At 73.7% G+C, this 16097-nt stretch carries 13 protein-coding genes; 9 read left to right on the top strand and 4 right to left on the bottom strand.

Going from position 1 to position 16097, the window contains the following annotated elements:
• Window positions 1–129: 129 nt before the first annotated feature.
• The 3 genes from AB0G79_RS16765 (at window position 130) to AB0G79_RS16755 (ending at window position 3402) form a co-directional block, all read left to right on the top strand.
• On the top strand, window positions 130–2067 hold the full coding sequence (locus AB0G79_RS16765; RefSeq protein ID WP_360806933.1) for a lytic transglycosylase domain-containing protein: 1938 nt from the start codon (window positions 130–132) through the stop codon (window positions 2065–2067).
• 176 nt (window positions 2068–2243) lie between these two features.
• Complete coding sequence (locus AB0G79_RS16760; RefSeq protein WP_360806931.1) at window positions 2244–2384, top strand: SPW_0924 family protein; 141 nt, start codon at window positions 2244–2246, stop codon at window positions 2382–2384.
• A gap of 10 nt (window positions 2385–2394) precedes the next feature.
• On the top strand, window positions 2395–3402 hold the full coding sequence (locus AB0G79_RS16755; protein ID WP_360806929.1) for a DUF3068 domain-containing protein: 1008 nt from the start codon (window positions 2395–2397) through the stop codon (window positions 3400–3402).
• On the opposite strand, the gene hrpB is transcribed toward AB0G79_RS16755, so the two are convergent.
• Window positions 3386–5938 carry an ATP-dependent helicase HrpB gene (gene hrpB, locus AB0G79_RS16750; RefSeq protein WP_360806927.1) on the bottom strand — a complete coding sequence of 851 codons (2553 nt, stop codon included), beginning with the start codon at window positions 5936–5938 and terminating at the stop codon, window positions 3386–3388. The genes AB0G79_RS16755 and hrpB overlap by 17 nt on opposite strands.
• 128 nt (window positions 5939–6066) lie before the next feature.
• Window positions 6067–6906: a methyltransferase domain-containing protein gene (locus tag AB0G79_RS16745; protein ID WP_360806925.1), complete on the bottom strand. Its 840-nt coding sequence runs from the start codon at window positions 6904–6906 to the stop codon at window positions 6067–6069.
• 355 nt (window positions 6907–7261) lie between these two features.
• Here AB0G79_RS16745 and rpsA point away from each other — a divergent pair, with 355 nt between their 5' ends.
• The 4 genes from rpsA to AB0G79_RS16725 all read left to right on the top strand — a co-directional run bounded on the left by rpsA (window position 7262) and on the right by AB0G79_RS16725 (window position 10972).
• Complete coding sequence (gene rpsA, locus AB0G79_RS16740; protein WP_150160045.1) at window positions 7262–8773, top strand: 30S ribosomal protein S1; 1512 nt, start codon at window positions 7262–7264, stop codon at window positions 8771–8773.
• Between the two features lie 178 nt (window positions 8774–8951).
• Window positions 8952–9890: a PAC2 family protein gene (locus AB0G79_RS16735; RefSeq protein WP_360806923.1), complete on the top strand. Its 939-nt coding sequence runs from the start codon at window positions 8952–8954 to the stop codon at window positions 9888–9890.
• Between the two features lie 31 nt (window positions 9891–9921).
• Window positions 9922–10527 (top strand): dephospho-CoA kinase, encoded by a 606-nt coding sequence (gene coaE, locus AB0G79_RS16730; RefSeq protein WP_360806921.1) that lies wholly within the window; start codon window positions 9922–9924, stop codon window positions 10525–10527.
• Window positions 10528–10603: 76 nt separating this feature from the next.
• The gene (locus AB0G79_RS16725; protein WP_360806919.1) at window positions 10604–10972 is read left to right on the top strand and encodes a tetratricopeptide repeat protein; all 369 of its coding nucleotides are present in this window, start codon (window positions 10604–10606) and stop codon (window positions 10970–10972) included.
• 3 nt (window positions 10973–10975) lie between these two features.
• Here the strand turns inward: AB0G79_RS16725 and AB0G79_RS16720 are convergent, their stop codons facing one another.
• On the bottom strand, window positions 10976–11269 hold the full coding sequence (locus AB0G79_RS16720) for a DUF6343 family protein (protein ID WP_360806917.1): 294 nt from the start codon (window positions 11267–11269) through the stop codon (window positions 10976–10978).
• A 78-nt stretch (window positions 11270–11347) separates the two neighbouring features.
• Window positions 11348–11683 (bottom strand): hypothetical protein, encoded by a 336-nt coding sequence (locus AB0G79_RS16715; protein WP_360806915.1) that lies wholly within the window; start codon window positions 11681–11683, stop codon window positions 11348–11350.
• A 202-nt stretch (window positions 11684–11885) separates the two neighbouring features.
• Here AB0G79_RS16715 and AB0G79_RS16710 point away from each other — a divergent pair, with 202 nt between their 5' ends.
• The gene (locus AB0G79_RS16710) at window positions 11886–14738 is read left to right on the top strand and encodes an SNF2-related protein (protein ID WP_360806913.1); all 2853 of its coding nucleotides are present in this window, start codon (window positions 11886–11888) and stop codon (window positions 14736–14738) included.
• Entirely contained in the window at window positions 14735–16006 is a 1272-nt protein-coding gene (locus AB0G79_RS16705; protein WP_360806912.1) for an SWIM zinc finger family protein, read from the top strand. The genes AB0G79_RS16710 and AB0G79_RS16705 overlap by 4 nt, the downstream gene beginning before the upstream one ends.
• Window positions 16007–16097: the final 91 nt, after the last annotated feature.

The following is a 16097-nucleotide window of genomic DNA, read 5'->3' as shown; positions in this document are numbered from 1 at the left end:
AAGCGAGTGGTGACGAAAGCGTGAAACACGGTCAGACGCCAGTGCCTGCCGGACCGTGATTGGCATAAAGTCGCCGAAGGTCACACGCGGGGAGCGTGGGCCGGAATCGATGGGGAGGGGACCACAGGTATGGCAGCGCAATTCGGCCGTCGACTGCGCAGAGGAGCCACCAGCGGTGCGGTCGTGGCCGCGGCGGTCGCCGCGCTCGCCGCCTCGCAGGCCCCGGAAACGGTTCAGCCGACCGCCGAGAACACCGGCGGCGACCGGACCGTCGGCGCCGGGGGCACCGCGACGCCGCAGGGCGACGCGTCCGCCTCGGGCGACTCCTCGTACTACACGGACCTGCCGCCGCTGATCAGCCCCAACAAGCCGGGTGCGCCCACCCAGCTGCCGGTGATCACCGGCCCGGCCGAGGCCGGCATACCCGCGTCCGTCTTCGCCGCCTACCAGCGTGCCGAGCTCTCCATACGCTCGACCGACCCCGGCTGCAACCTTCCGTGGCAGCTGCTCGCCGGCATCGGCAAGGTCGAGTCCGGCCAGGCGCGCGGCGGCCGGGTCGACGCCAACGGCACCACCTTCACGCCGATCCTCGGCCCCGCGCTGAACGGCAAGGGCTTCGCCCTCATCAAGGACACCGACCAGGGCGCCTACGACGGCGACGCCGTCCTCGACCGCGCCGTCGGCCCGATGCAGTTCATCCCGTCGACCTGGGCGACCTGGGGTCAGGACGCCAACGGCGACGGCAAGAAGGACCCGAACAACATCTACGACGCGGCGCAGGCCGCCGGTCTCTACCTCTGCCACAACGAGCGGAACCTCGCCCTCAAGGCCGATCTCGACCGCGCGATCCTCAGCTACAACCGCTCGACGGAGTACCTGAACACGGTCCTCTCCTGGTTCGAGTACTACCAGCGCGGCACCCACCAGATCCCGGACGGCACCGGGATCCTGCCGGTCGACCGCAGCGACCGGCGTCAGCGCCCGGCGGACTTCCCGCCGTTCTCGCCCACCCCGGCGAACCCCGCCCCGACGACCCCGGTGGGGAAGACGCCCGCACCGACGAAGCCCGAGCCGAACCCGGGCACACCGAAGCCGCGGCCGTCCGGGACGACCCAGCCGCCGAAGGTCACGCCGACGCCGACGCCGACGAAGCCGACGGCTCCGCCGACCACGTCCCCCAGCAAGCCCCCGAAGCCGACCCCGACCCCGACCCCGACCCCGACCCCGACGCCGACTCCCACGCCGACCCCGACGCCGACCCCGACGGTCCCGGCGGCCGACAAGGTCGCCCGTCTCTCGGTCGTGGCCACCGGACCGCTGACGGCCGCCACCGGGAACGCCTTCGCCAAGTCGCCCGCCGTCGCGGCGCTCGACTCCTCGGGCACGGCGGTCACCGGCGTGAGCGTCCGCTTCGAGATCGTCGGCACCACGGACACCCGCTTCACGGGCGGCGCGACCACGGCGACCGTCACCACCGGCTCGGCCGGCATCGCCGCCGCGCCCGCCCTCAAGGCGGGCGAGCAGACCGGCTCGTTCACGGTCCGGGCCACCGTCGTGGGCCGCACCCTGGACGCCGCCGTGTTCACCGGCACGGTCACCGCCCGCGAGGCCGACACCCTCGCCCGCGTCGGCTCCGGGGCGCTCGTCGCCACCACCGGCACCGGCTTCACCCAGTCCGTGACCGTGAAGGCCACCGACGGGGGCGCCCTCGCCGCCGGCGTCACCGTCACCGGTGTCATCGTGAACTCGACGACGGATCCCCAGCAGAGCACCGAGGGCCCGTCCTTCAAGAGCACCGCGGGGACGCCCGTGCGGACCAGGTCCTTCACGACCGGCGCCGACGGCCAGATCACCCTGGGCTCCGGCGAGCTCCTCGCCGGGGGTACGGCGGGCACGTACTACCTCCGGCTGACCGCGCCCGGCGGCGGCGTCCTCCACGTCGAGCTCACGGTCGAGGCCGCGCCCACGACCGAGCCCTCGACCCCGGCGCCGGCGCCCTCCGAGACGGACTCGGCCGATCCCTCGCCGTCCTCCTCCCCTTCGTCCTCGCCCTCTCCCTCGAACTGACCCGGGGCCCGACCCAGGGGCCCGATCCGGGGTCCAACCCGCGCCGCCTTCCGCCCGCATCGGGCGGGAGGCGGCGTTCGGCGTTACCCGGGTGAAACGTGTTCTCATCTCGCGGCCGCGTTGCTACGGTGCCCCAGCCCTGACGCCCTATCAGATCGAGCACCGGGAGGCCGACCATGCGCGCCCTCGTCGCCGTCGCCATCGGACTCGCCCCAGTCCTCCTCTTCGTCCTCCTCGTCTCCGTGGTCGATCTGCCACCCGACGGCCCCACCTCGCCCAAGCCCCTGCTGACCGCCGACCCCGGCCCCAAGAAGTAAGGGGGCGACCGTGCGCCGCCGAGCCAGCCTGGTCCTCCTCGCCCTCGCCGTCTTCTGCGCGGCGATGGCACCCACCCTGCGGTGGTACGCCTTCCCCCGCCTCGCGAAGATCCCGCCGAACCAGTACCAGGAGACCGTCCTGGAGGCCCGGCCCGCGACCCTCCTCAACTACGGCACCCTCAAGTCCGAGAAGGTCGAGAAGATCACGATCATCCAGACCCTCAAGGGCGACGTCGAGGCCTCGAAGCGGATCGAACGCGACGCCGGACGGGACGTCGTGGTCTGGGACGCCCTCGCCTACGTCACCGGCCCCGACGGCAAGATGGTCTCCAAGATCCCCGAGCGGTACATCTTCGACGCCCACACCCAGGACCCCGTCCACGCCACCGGCGAGTCGGTCGACGGCGACCCGGTCCGCCGCGAGGGCATCGAGTTCAAGTGGCCCTTCCTCACCGAGAAGCGCGACTACCAGTACTTCGACGCCCAGACCCGCACCTCCGCCCCCATCCACTACAAGGGCACGCGGAACTTCCGCGGGCTGGAGGTCTACTACTTCGAGCAGACCGTCCCGTGGACCAAGGTCCCCATGCCCAAGGCCATGCCGATCGAGGGCATCACCCCGGACGTCATCGCCGGCATGGGCCTCACTCGCTGGTACACGACCAAGCGCTCGTTCTGGGTCGAGCCCGTCACCGGCGCCCCCGTCAACGGCGAGGAGATCCACAAGGAGGAGCTCCGCAACGCCAAGGCGCTGACGGGCGGCCCCGACTCCCTCACCGTCTTCGAAGGCCACGTGAAGATGCGGGCCGACTACGTCGACAGCATCGTCACGATGGTCAAGTCCAACCGTCTGACGGTCATGATGCTCATCTCCTACGCGCCCTGGACCCTCACCCTCCTCGCCCTCGCCCTCCTCGCCCTCGCCTGCTGGCTCGAGGCCCGCTCCCGCCGCCCCGGGGACCCGGACGACCCGGAGGCGGCACCGGACCCGCGGGAACCCGTCACCGCTCCCGTCTGAGCCGCGCGCTCGTGTGCCGGGTCGGCTCCGCCACCGAGGGGTCCTCCGGCCACGGGTGCTTCGGATACCGCCCGCGCAGATCCGCCCGCACTGCGCGGTAGCCTTCCCGCCAGAACGAGGCCAGGTCGGCGGTGACGGCCGCCGGCCGCCCGGCGGGGGAGAGGAGATGGACCAGGACCGGGACCCCCGCCACCCGGGGCGTCTCGGCCAGGCCGAACATCTCCTGGAGCTTCACCGCGAGGACCGGCCGCCCCTCGCCGTACCCCACCCTGATCCGCGACCCGCTCGGCACCTCGATCCGCTCCGGCGCGAGCTCGTCGAGCCGACCCGCCTCGCCCGACGCCCAGGGCAGCAGCCGCCGCAGCGCCTCACCGGCGTCGATCCGCCCCAGATCGGCCCGCCGCGCCGCCCGCGACAGCTCCGGTTCGAGCCACTCCTCGGCCCGCTCCAGCAGCGCCGCGTCCGCCACGTCCGGCCAGGGCTCCCCCAGCCGGGAGTGGAGGAAGGCGAGCCGCTCGCGCAGCTCCGAGGCCTCCCGCGTCCACCGCAGCAGCCCGAGCCCCTCGCGCCGCAGCCCGTCGAGGAGGGCCTCCCGCACGAGCGCGGGCTCGGCGCCCGAGCCCAGCGGCCGTACCGTCAGCTCGACGGCCCCCAGCCGGTCCACCGAGCGCGCGACCACGTCCCCGTCCTCCCAGCGGACCTCCTCGCCGGTCGACCGCAGACGCCCCGCCGCCCGGCACGCCGTCGCCTCGTCCACCACGGCCGCCAGCCGCACCCGGGCCGTGGCGTCCCGGGCCGTCCGGTCGGCCACCGCGACGGCCAGCCACGGCGCGGAACGCACACCCGACCCGTCGGCCAGCCGGGCACCGCTTCCCGACACCATCAGGTAGCCGCCCTGCTCCCGTGCCCTGGCCACCCGTTCGGGAAAGGCCAGTGCGGTCACCAGACCCGCCACGGCGTCCTCGCCGCCCGCCGGCGGCTCCGTCCGCGCCGCCGCGGGTCCGGCCGCCTCGCCGGCCGAGCGCTCCAGACGCCGGACCTCAGCCTTCCAGCGCGTCCCGTAGCCGTCGGCGCCCCGGCGGGCCGACCGCCAGGCCGCCGCCAGATCGTCCCCGTACTCCCGCGGCGGCTCCTCGCTGAGCAGCGCGACCACCTCGGCCGCCCGTCGCACGCCGACCTCGGCGGCACCGTCGAGCAGCGCCCGCCCCAGCCGGGGATGGAGCCCGAGCCGGGCCAGCCGCCCACCGCGCTCGGTGGCGCGGCCGTCCACGTCCACGGCGCCGACCGCCGCGAGTACGGAGCGGGCCGCCGCCATCGCCCCGGCCGGCGGGGCGTCGAGCAGCGCGAGTCCCTCCGCCGTCGGATCGCCCCAGCAGGCGACCCGCAGTGCGAAGTCCGCGAGGTCGGCGATCCGGATCTCGGGAGCGGGGAACCTCGCCCGCGACCCGTCCTCGGCCTCCGCCCAGCACCGGTAGACCGTCCCGAACGCCTCGCGCATCGAGCGCCCCGCCCGCTGCGCGACCGCCGCGGCCGACACCGGCACCGTCGCCAGCGAACCGAGCCCCCGCGCGTGGTCCATCCGCGGCTCCCGGGCCAGCCCCGAGTCCACGACGATCCGGACCCCCGGGACCGTCAGGCTCGACTCGGCCACGGAGGTCGAGAGGATCACCCGGCGCCGCCCGCCCGGTCCGGCACCCCGCAGCACGGTGTCCTGCACCGCCGCGGGCGCCCTGCCGTGCAGCTGCAGCACCTCCGCGTCCATGCCGGCGAGCAGCCCCGCCACCCGCGCGATCTCGCCCGTGCCGGGAAGGAAGCAGAGGACGTCGCCCTCGTGCCGCTCGGCCGCCAGCCGGACCGTCGCCGCCACGTGGCGCAGCAGCGCCGGATCCACCCAGGTCCCGTGCGCCGGCCTGACCCCGGCGGGCGGCGGCGCGAACACCGTCGCGTACCCGTGCCCCTCGCCCTCGCTCCGCACGACCGGTGCCGGCCCGGTGCCCTCCCCGGCCGTGAGCAGCCGCGCCCACGCCTCCGCGTCGCTCGTCGCCGAGGCCGCGATCAGCCCCAGCTCCGGCCGCAGGGCCGCCCGGACGTCCACCAGGAACGCGAGGGCGGTGTCGGCGTCGAGATGCCGCTCATGGCACTCGTCGAGCAGGACGACGTCCACGCCCGCCAGCTCCTGGTCCCGCTGGAGCCGCTGGAGGAGGATGCCGGTCGTCACCACCTCGACGCGGGTCGCTGGACCGGTCCGCCGTTCCCCGCGCACGGAGAAGCCGACGGCCCCGCCGACCTCCTCGCCCAGCAGCCAGGCCATGCGCCGGGCCGCCGCCCGCACCGCCATCCGGCGCGGCTCGGCCACCAGCACCCGGCGCTCCGGCCCGTCCCCCACGAGCCCCGCGAGAGCCAGCGGCACCAGCGTCGTCTTGCCGGTGCCGGGCGGCGCGTGCAGCACCGCCGTGCCGCGCTCCGCGAGCGCGGTCAGCAGCTCGGGGACGGCATGGCGGACGGGGAGCAGGTCGAGTGCGTCGTATCGGATCACGCACTCAGTCTCGTACGGGAGGGAAAGGGGCGAAGACCGTTGTCCACAGCCCCGACCCACTTGTACGACTTACGCGACTCGCGGTCTTGTGCGACGGACCGTCTTGTGCGGCTGACGGTCTTGTGTGGCTAACCGTCGCGCTCGCACACGAAGATCGCCGTGCCCGGGATCAGGTTCCCCCGCAGCGGGGACCAGCCGCCCCACTCCTGGCTGTTCCAGGCCGGCCACTCCGGCTCGACCAGGTCCACGAGCCGGAAGCCCCCGGCCACCACGTCACGCACCCGGTCCCCGATGGTCCGGTGGTGCTCGACGTACACGGCGCGACCCCGCTCGTCCTGTTCCACGTACGGAGTCCGGTCGAAGTACGAGGCCGCCACCGACAGGCCCTCGGGGCCCGGCTCGTCCGGGAACGCCCAGCGGATCGGGTGCGTCACCGAGAAGACCCAGCGCCCGCCGGGCCTCAGCACCCGGCGCACCTCGCGGAAGACCCGTACCGGATCGGCGACGAACGGCACCGCGCCGTACGCCGAGCAGGCCAGGTCGAAGGAGCCGTCCCGGAAGGGGAGCACCCCCGCGTCCGCCTCGACCAGCGGCACGTCCCCGCCGATCCGCAGGGCGTGCTGGAGCTGCCGGTGAGAGAGGTCGAGGGCCACGGGCCGGGCGCCGCGCGCCGCGAGCCACCGCGAGCACTGCGCCGCACCCGCGCCGATTTCCAGGACGGACAGGCCCTTCAGCGCGTCCGCGGGGCCGAGGAGCTCCGCCTCCTCCTCGTCGAGGCCCTCGGGGCCCCACACGAAGCGGTCGTCGCCGAGGAAGGCGCCGTGCTCGCTCTGGTACTCGTCCGCGTTCCGGTCCCACCAGCCCCTGCTGGCCCGGCTGCTCTCCGTCTCCCCGGCGTCACGCCGGGTGGCCTCGGCCTCGTCCTCGGCCGAGTCGTGCCGGTCGTCGTGCTCGTACTCTTGGTTCATCTCGCCCGCCGATGTAGTTTGCGCTCAGTGCCACCGTGCGGCCGGCCTCACCGATGAGGTGGAGTGCGGCTCGAACGGCACGAATTTGCGCCGGGTTTGAGCGGTTCTGTCCCGGGTGTGCGCTTCGCGCATTGACCCTGTCCGGCTGCCCCCGTATGCTAAAGGTTGCGCTGCGGGCCTGCGCGCCTCAGACGGAGCAGGCCGCGCTCGTACCTGTTGTATGTCCCCTCGGTTTACGAGGCACCTCCCGTTCGCGGGAAGGGGCTTCATTGGCTGTCCGGCTTCTTGGTGCGATACGGGCTCTCGGCGTAGCAGTACCTACGACTTTCTGTCCGTAACCGGAGCCCTTTCCCACATGACGAGCAGCACCGAGACCACCGCCACCAGCACCACCCCGCAGGTTGCGGTCAACGACATCGGTAACGAGGAAGCCTTCCTCGCCGCGATCGACGAGACGATCAAGTACTTCAACGACGGCGACATCGTCGACGGCGTCATCGTGAAGGTCGACCGGGACGAGGTCCTGCTCGACATCGGTTACAAGACCGAAGGTGTCATCCCGAGCCGCGAGCTCTCGATCAAGCACGACGTCGACCCGAACGAGGTCGTGAAGGTCGGCGACGAGATCGAGGCCCTGGTTCTCCAGAAGGAGGACAAGGAAGGCCGCCTGATCCTCTCGAAGAAGCGTGCCCAGTACGAGCGCGCCTGGGGCACCATCGAGAAGATCAAGGAAGAGGACGGCATCGTCACCGGTACCGTCATCGAGGTCGTCAAGGGTGGTCTCATCCTCGACATCGGCCTCCGCGGCTTCCTCCCGGCCTCTCTCGTCGAGATGCGCCGCGTCCGCGACCTCCAGCCCTACGTGGGCAAGGAGCTCGAGGCGAAGATCATCGAGCTGGACAAGAACCGCAACAACGTGGTCCTGTCCCGCCGTGCCTGGCTCGAGCAGACCCAGTCCGAGGTCCGCCAGACGTTCCTCACGACCCTCCAGAAGGGTCAGGTCCGCTCCGGCGTCGTGTCCTCGATCGTCAACTTCGGTGCCTTCGTGGACCTGGGTGGCGTCGACGGCCTCGTGCACGTCTCCGAGCTGTCCTGGAAGCACATCGACCACCCGTCCGAGGTTGTCGAGGTCGGCCAGGAGGTCACCGTCGAGGTTCTCGACGTCGACATGGACCGCGAGCGTGTCTCCCTGTCGCTGAAGGCGACGCAGGAGGACCCGTGGCAGCAGTTCGCCCGTACGCACCAGATCGGTCAGGTCGTCCCGGGTAAGGTCACCAAGCTGGTTCCGTTCGGTGCGTTCGTCCGCGTGGACGAGGGCATCGAGGGTCTGGTCCACATCTCCGAGCTGGCCGAGCGCCACGTGGAGATCCCGGAGCAGGTCGTCCAGGTCAACGACGAGATCTTCGTCAAGGTCATCGACATCGACCTCGAGCGTCGTCGCATCAGCCTCTCGCTGAAGCAGGCCAACGAGTCCTTCGGTGCCGACCCGGCCTCGGTCGAGTTCGACCCGACCCTGTACGGCATGGCCGCGTCCTACGACGACCAGGGCAACTACATCTACCCTGAGGGCTTCGACCCCGAGACCAACGACTGGCTCGAGGGCTTCGAGACCCAGCGCGAGGCCTGGGAGACCCAGTACGCCGAGGCGCAGGCTCGCTTCGAGCAGCACCAGGCTCAGGTCATCAAGTCCCGCGAGGCCGACGAGGCCGCCGCTGCCGAGGGCGCTGCCGCCCCGGTCGCCGGCAACGCCGGTGCGGGCATCTCGGGCGGTTCGTACTCCTCGGAGTCGGACGACAACTCCGGCGCCCTGGCGTCGGACGAGGCGCTCGCCGCCCTCCGCGAGAAGCTGGCCGGCGGCCAGAGCTGAACAGGCTCTCCGCTGAGCGCTAGCCGCTAGCGAAACGAGGCCCGTTCCCTTCGGGGGAGCGGGCCTCGGTCGTTTCCGTCCCTCCTCCTCGTCCCTCTTCCGTGGAAGATCGGCCCGCGCGGGAATGGTGCCGCGGCACGCGGCGTTCGCAGAGAGGAGACGAGGAGGAGCGGTAATCGTGCTTGATCCCCAGGATTTGTACGAATGGGACGCCAAGGGCCTGGCCGTCGTGGACATGGCGCTGGCGCAGGAGTCGGCCGGGCTGGTCATGCTGTACCACTTCGACGGCTACATCGACGCGGGTGAGACGGGCGAGCAGATCGTCGACAGACTTCTCGACACCCTCCCGCACCAGCTGGTGGCCCGGTTCGACCACGACCGGCTCGTGGACTACCGCGCCCGCCGTCCCCTGCTGACCTTCCGGCGCGACCGCTGGAGCGCGTACGAGACGCCGTCCATCGAGGTCCGCCTCGTCCAGGACGCCACCGGCGCGCCCTTCCTGGTGCTCTCCGGCCCCGAGCCCGACGTCGAGTGGGAGCGGTTCGCCGCCGCCGTCCGGCAGATCGTCGAGCGCCTCGGCGTGCGCCTCGCGGTGAACTTCCACGGCATCCCGATGGGCGTCCCGCACACCCGGCCCGTCGGCCTCACCCCGCACGGCAACCGCACCGACCTGACGCCCGGGCACAAGAGCCCGTTCGACGAGGCCCAGGTTCCCGGCAGCGCCGAGTCCCTGATCGAGTACCGGCTCTCCGAGTCCGGGCACGACACCCTCGGCGTCGCCGCGCACGTCCCGCACTACGTGGCCCGCTCGCCGTACCCGGACGCGGCCCTGACCGTCCTGGAGGCCGTCACGGCCGCCACCGGTCTCGTCCTGCCCGGAGTCGCCCACGCGCTGCGGACGGAAGCCCGCCGCACCCAGACCGAGATCGACCGCCAGATCGGCGAGGGCGACGAGGAGCTGGTCGCGCTCGTGCAGGGCCTTGAGCACCAGTACGACGCCGTGGCCGGCGCGGAGACCCGCGGCAGCCTCGTCGCGGAGCCGGTCGACCTGCCGTCGGCCGACGAGCTGGGCCGAGAGTTCGAGCGCTTCCTCGCGGAGCGGGAGGGCGACGCGTAGCCCCGCCGGGGCAGGCCCTAAGCTGCCGCTCATGCTGAAGGTGGGCCTGACCGGCGGGATCGGCGCCGGCAAGAGCGAAGTGTCGCGGCTGCTCGTCTCGTACGGAGCCGTGCTGATCGACGCGGACCGGATCGCCCGGGAGGTCGTGGAGCCCGGGACGCCGGGCCTCGCGGCCGTGGTCGAGGCCTTCGGGGAGGACGTCCTGACCCCGGACGGGACGCTCGACCGGCCGAAGCTCGGCTCCGTCGTGTTCGCCGACGCCGAGCGGCTGGCGACGCTCAACGCGATCGTGCACCCCCTCGTCGGGGCCCGGTCGGCCGAGCTGGAGAGCCGGGCGGGCGCCGGGGACGTCGTCGTCCACGACGTACCCCTGCTCACCGAGAACGGCCTCGCGCCGCTGTACGACCTGGTCGTGGTGGTCGACGCGTCCCCCGAGACCCAGCTCGACCGGCTCGTACGGTTCCGGGGCATGGCGGAGTCCGAGGCCCGGAACCGGATGGCCGCGCAGGCCACGCGCGCGCAGCGGCGGGAGATCGCGGACCTCCTGATCGACAACGACGGCCCACTGGAGGCCCTGGAACCGCAGGTGCGGAAGGTGTGGGAGGAGCTGGAGCGCCGGGCGGGGACCGCGGTCTGAGCCCCTATCCGGCCACCGGCGGAATGCGGCCACGGGCTTCGGTGTTTCTCCACGCGATCGAGGGAAGGATGCCACCGTGGCCGACAGCAACCCGGAAACGCACGTCATCGACTTCCGCGCCGCCGAGCAGCTGCTGGCCGCGCGGGACCCGCGGGGCGCCGTCAAACTGCTCGACTCGGTGATCGCCGCCCATCCCGAGAACACGGCGGCCAGACTGCTGCGTGCCAGGGCGTTCTTCGCCGCGGCCCAGCTGCGCCCGGCCCAGCTGGAGTTCGAGCTGGTCCTGGAGCGCGAGCCGGACAACGCGTTCGCGCACTTCGCGCTCGCCCGCACCTACCAGCGCTCCGGTCAGACCGCCCAGGCCACCCGCCACTTCCGGCTCGCCGCCGCGCTCGACCCGAAGCCGGAGTACCTCCAGGCGGCGGACTTCGACCTGCCGAGCTGACGCTCAGCGGCCGCGGCCGTCGCCGTGGTCCGGCTCGTACGGCGGTACGTCACGGCCCGGCTGCCAGTGCGGGCCCTGGTGGAGACGGCGCAGGACCAGACCGAGGTCGACCACGACCACCAGGAGGAGGACGCCGCAGGCGGCGGCCCACCCGGGGCGGCCCACCAGCGAGAACACCGTCGTGCCGAAGACGGCCCAGACCAGCCCCCACAGGCTCAGCCAGAACCGCAGGCGCAGGGCGCTGCGCGCGGTGGCGGGCTCGTTCCCGGAACGCATGACGGTCGGCCTCCCGTCCATCCCCGGTCACCTTCCAGCATGGACCCGCGGAAGGGGAGGGGGAAGGGACGGGAGGCCGGCAGGTGCCGACGGGCGGGGTCAGTGGATGACGCTGTAGCTGCGCCAGGGCAGGGTGTCCGGCACGATCTCGTTGCTGCTGTTGCTGGGGAGGTAGGTGGAGTTCTCCCCCCGGCAGTCCCGGGTCCGGTACAGGACGATGTCGACCAGGCTCTCGTTGGCGACCCGGGTCACGCCCGACGGCGCCATGCGGTGGCAGCCCTTCACCGAGGGGCTGGTCACGGTCACCGCGAGCCGGCGCTCGGTCTCGTACGAGATCGTGCCCACGGCGCTGCGGCCGAGGCCCGAGCAGCCGGCGACCGCGAAGGTGAGCAGGGCGACCCCGGTGGCCGTGGTGAGACGCCGGCGAACGGACATGTCGAATCCTCTTCTGTCGTGCGAAGGCGGCGGTCGGCAGCAGTCCGGGTCCACCCCTGGTCCTGGCGCCACCATGCCGCCTGCCGCATGCGCTGTCATCCGCTGATGGGCCGCACGGGGGAACGGGTCGTCGAGGCCGATTGTCAGACCCCACCCGTAAGGTCGGAGGTGCTGGTGGACAACGCGGGAAGGAGAGCGGGGAGTGTCCCTGGACTGGATCACGAGCGCCGCCGTCTTCCTCCCGGCCGCCCTGCCGCGCGAGGGTCGCGTCGCCTTCTGGACGCCCGGCGGGAGCCCCCTGCCCGAGCCCGTCGCCTCGGAGGGCGCCGAGCGGGTCGAGCTGACCGTCGCCGGGCGGCACGGCGGCGGGGCGCGCGCCAAGGCGGTCCCCGCCGTCTCCCTCCCCGTCGTCGCCGCCCTGCCCCGGCTCGTCGCGGCCCGCCACCACCCGGCCGCGCACCCCGCCACCGCCTGCTGGGGCGCCGCCGCTCTGCACGCCCTCCAGCTGACCGCCCGCGGCAGGCTGCTGCCCGGCCTGACCGCGGAGGACCTGGACGCCTGGCGGGCCGGGCCGCTGGACGCCGAGGACATCGCCCACCTGCGGGCCGTCGCCGCCGCCATGCCGTACGAGGCCCACGCCGTGCCCGTGCCCGGCCCGGGCCCGCTGCGGCTGCCGGAGCCCGAGGCCCTCGTCCGGGCCTTCCTCGACGCGGTCGCCGACACCCTGCCCCGTACGCCCGCCGCGGCGTTCGCCGTCGGCGCGCCGTTCGCGGCCCGCGAGCCCCAGCACCTGCCGCGCGCGCGTGCCTGGGCGGCGGAGGCCGCCGCCGGGATGGACGCGGGCGTGCGGGTCTCGCTCCGACTCGACCTGTCGGGGTACGAGCTCTTCGACATCGCCGACACCGCGGCCGGGGAGGAGGGCGGCGACCTGCGCCAGGCGGCCGCCGCGATCCTCCAGATCCACAGCCTCGCCGACCCGACCCTCGTCATCGACGCCCACGACCTCTGGGCCGGCGAGGGGGAGCACTTCGGGCCGCGCGCGCGGATCGACGCGGTCCTCGCCCTGCGCAGGGCGGCCCGCGTCTGGCCGCCGCTCGCGCGCCTCCTGGAGCGGGACGTGCCCGACGTCCTCGCCGTCACCGAGGACGAGCTGTACGAGCTCCTCGGCCCCGCCGCGGCCCGGCTCGCCGACGCGGGGGTCGCCCTCCACTGGCCGCGCGAGCTGGCCCGCTCGCTCAGCGCCTCCGCCGTGGTCAGGCCCGCCCACGCAGCCCCGGGCTCGGCGACCGACGGCACGTCCTTCTTCGACAGCGAGGAGCTGCTGCAGTTCAACTGGCAGCTGGCCCTGGACGGGGACCCGCTCACCGACCGGGAGATGGACCTCCTGGCCGAGACCCACCGGCCGGTCGTGCGCCTGCGAGACCAGTGGGTCGTCGTCGACCCCGCGCTCGTCCGCAAGGCCCGCAGGCGCGAGCTCGGCCTCCTGGAGCCCGTCGACGCCCTCGCCGTCGCCCTCACCGGCACGGCGGAGGTCGACGGGGAGACCGTCCCGGCCGTGCCCGTCGGGGCGCTCGCCGCCCTCCGCGACCGGCTCACGGGCGGCCCCGAGGCCGTGGAGGCCCCGCCCGGCCTGACCGCCACCCTCCGCGACTACCAGCTCCGCGGCCTCGCCTGGCTCGACCTGATGACCTCGCTCGGCCTCGGCGGCTGCCTCGCCGACGACATGGGCCTCGGCAAGACCGTCACCCTGATCGCCCTCCACCTGCGGCGCGCCCGCCGCGCCCCGACCCTCGTCGTCTGCCCCGCCTCCCTCCTCGGCAACTGGCAGCGGGAGATCGAGAAGTTCGCCCCCGGCACGCCCGTGCGCCGCTTCCACGGAGCGGACCGCGGCCTCGACGGCGTCGACGGCGGGTTCGTCCTCACCACCTACGGCACCCTGCGCACGAGCGTCGCCCAACTCGCCGCGCGGGAGTGGGGGATGGTCGTCGCCGACGAGGCGCAGCACGTCAAGAACCCGTTCTCCGCGACCGCGAAGGCGCTGCGCGAGATCCCCACCCCCGCGCGCGTCGCCCTGACCGGCACCCCCGTGGAGAACAACCTCTCCGAGCTCTGGGCGCTCCTGGACTGGACCACCCCCGGTCTCCTCGGCCCCCTCAAGGCCTTCCGCGCCCGCCACGCGAGGGCCGTCGAGAACAACGAGGAGATCGAGCACGAGGAGGCCGTCGAGCGGCTCGCCCGGCTCGTGCGGCCGTTCCTGCTGCGCCGCCGCAAGTCCGACCCCGGCATCGCCCCCGAGCTGCCGCCCAAGACCGAGTCCGACCACCCCGTCTCCCTCACCCGGGAACAGGCATCCCTGTACGAGGCGGTCGTCCGGGAGACGATGGCGCGGATCGAGGGCGCGGAGGGCATGGCCCGCCGCGGGCTCGTGATGAAGCTGCTGACCTCCCTCAAGCAGATCTGCAACCACCCCGCGCAGTACCTCAAGGAACAGGCGCCGCGCGGCGGCGGCACCGCGCGGCTCGCCGGGCGCTCCGGCAAGCTCGCCCTCCTCGACGAGCTGCTCGACACGATCCTCGCCGAGGACGGTTCCGTGCTCGTCTTCACCCAGTACGTGTCGATGGCCAGGCTCCTCGCCGACCACCTGGCCGCGCGCGGCATCCCCGCGCAACTGCTCCACGGCGGCACGCCGGTGGCCGAGCGCGAGCGGATGGTCGACCGCTTCCAGGACGGGGAGGTGCCCGTCTTCCTGCTCTCCCTCAAGGCCGCAGGGACCGGCCTCAACCTCACCCGCGCCGGGCACGTCGTGCACTACGACCGCTGGTGGAACCCGGCCGTCGAGGAACAGGCAACCGACCGGGCCTACCGGATCGGCCAGACCCAGCCCGTGCAGGTCCACCGGCTCGTCGCCGAGGGCACGGTCGAGGACCGCATCGCCGAGATGCTCCGCGCGAAGCGCGCCCTGGCCGACGCCGTCCTCGGCTCGGGCGAGGCCGCCCTCACCGAACTGACCGACCGCGAGCTGGCCGACCTGGTGTCCCTGAGGAGGTCCGCGTGACCCCGGCACGTCCCACGCGCGGGGCGGGCCCCCGCCACGACGACCGCCGCCGCAGCTTCCCGCCGGTGGCGCCCAGGGAAGCGCCCGACGGGAGGTTCGCCGCCACCTGGTGGGGCAACGCCTGGGTGGAGGCCCTGGAGGACACCGCCCTTGATCAGGCCCGCCTCGCGCGCGGGAAGGCGTACGCGGGACGCGGCCACGTCGACGCGATCACCGTCACCCCCGGCCGGGTCGTCGCCTACGTGCACGGCACGCGCCCCCGGCCGTACCGCACCGAGCTCAGGATGCGGACCCTCGGCGACGACGGCTGGGAGCGGTTCCTCGACGAGGCCACGGCCCGGCCCGAGCACATCGCGGCCCTGCTCGACAAGGACGTTCCGCACGCCCTCGAAGCGGTCACGGGACTGCTGCCCGCCCCCGGCGACCTCGTCCCCGACTGCTCCTGCCCGGACGACGGCTACCCCTGCAAGCACGCGGCCGCCCTCTGCTACCAGGCGGCCCGGCTCCTCGACGAGGATCCGTTCGTCCTCTTCCTGATGCGCGGACGCGGCGAGCAGGAGCTGCTCGCCGAGCTCACGCGGCGGAACGCGGCGGCGTCCGCCGCCGAGACGACCGCCACCGCCCCGCCGATGGCGACGGTCTCCGCCCGCGTCGCGCTCGCCACCGCCGGCGGGTCCGGGCTCCCGCCCCTGCCCCCCGAGCTGCCGGTCCCCGACCGGCCCGGCCGCCCGGCCGTCTTCCCGCCCGACCCGGCCGCCCCCGACCCGCTCGCCCTCGACCTCCTCGCGAGCGAGGCCGCCGTCCGTGCCCACGCCTTCCTCGCGAGCGGGCACGACGCGGTCGCCGAGCTCACCCCCTGGCAGGACGCGGTACGGCTGGCCGCCGCGCACCCCGGCTCCGGACTCACCGCCTCGACGCGCGCTCTCTACCGCGACCTGGCCTACGCGCTCGACCGCACCCCCACGGACCTCGCCCGCGCCGTCGCCGCCTGGCGGCAGGGCGGTGCCGCCGGCCTCGCCGTACTGGAGGAGCCCTGGGACCCGCCCGCGGGTCCGTTCGACCGGGCCAGGCCCGCCCTGCTCGCCGCCGACTTCCCCGCCTTCCGCCCCTGGCGCAACCAGCTCTCCACCGAATCGCTCCAGCTCAGACTGGGCCGGGACAGTCTCTGGTACGGCTACGAGTCGGACGCCGGACGCGAGGACTGGTGGCCGCGCGGAGCCCCCGACCCCGACCCGGTCGGCGCCCTCACGGACCTCCTGGGAGGCTGAGGCGAGGGACACCCCGACACCCGAACGGCACTCCACTCGAAGGGGTGAATCCCTCCAACGGCCGGATCCGGCAACCGCGTTCGTCGCGTTT

This window comes from Streptomyces sp. NPDC020807 (genome assembly GCF_040641575.1).
GTDB lineage: Bacteria > Actinomycetota > Actinomycetes > Streptomycetales > Streptomycetaceae > Streptomyces.
This window is presented reverse-complemented; position numbering and strand designations above follow the sequence as displayed.

Bases quoted from the DNA above. Each gene is read 5' to 3' on its own strand.
- AB0G79_RS16765 (WP_360806933.1), top strand. From the start codon at position 130: ATGGCAGCGCAATTCGGCCGTCGACTGCGCAGAGGAGCCACCAGCGGT.
- AB0G79_RS16760 (WP_360806931.1), top strand. From the start codon at position 2,244: ATGCGCGCCCTCGTCGCCGTCGCCATCGGACTCGCCCCAGTCCTCCTC.
- AB0G79_RS16745 (WP_360806925.1), bottom strand. From the start codon at position 6,906: ATGAACCAAGAGTACGAGCACGACGACCGGCACGACTCGGCCGAGGAC.
- rpsA (WP_150160045.1), top strand. From the start codon at position 7,262: ATGACGAGCAGCACCGAGACCACCGCCACCAGCACCACCCCGCAGGTT.
- coaE (WP_360806921.1), top strand. From the start codon at position 9,922: ATGCTGAAGGTGGGCCTGACCGGCGGGATCGGCGCCGGCAAGAGCGAA.
- AB0G79_RS16720 (WP_360806917.1), bottom strand. From the start codon at position 11,269: ATGGACGGGAGGCCGACCGTCATGCGTTCCGGGAACGAGCCCGCCACC.
- AB0G79_RS16715 (WP_360806915.1), bottom strand. From the start codon at position 11,683: ATGTCCGTTCGCCGGCGTCTCACCACGGCCACCGGGGTCGCCCTGCTC.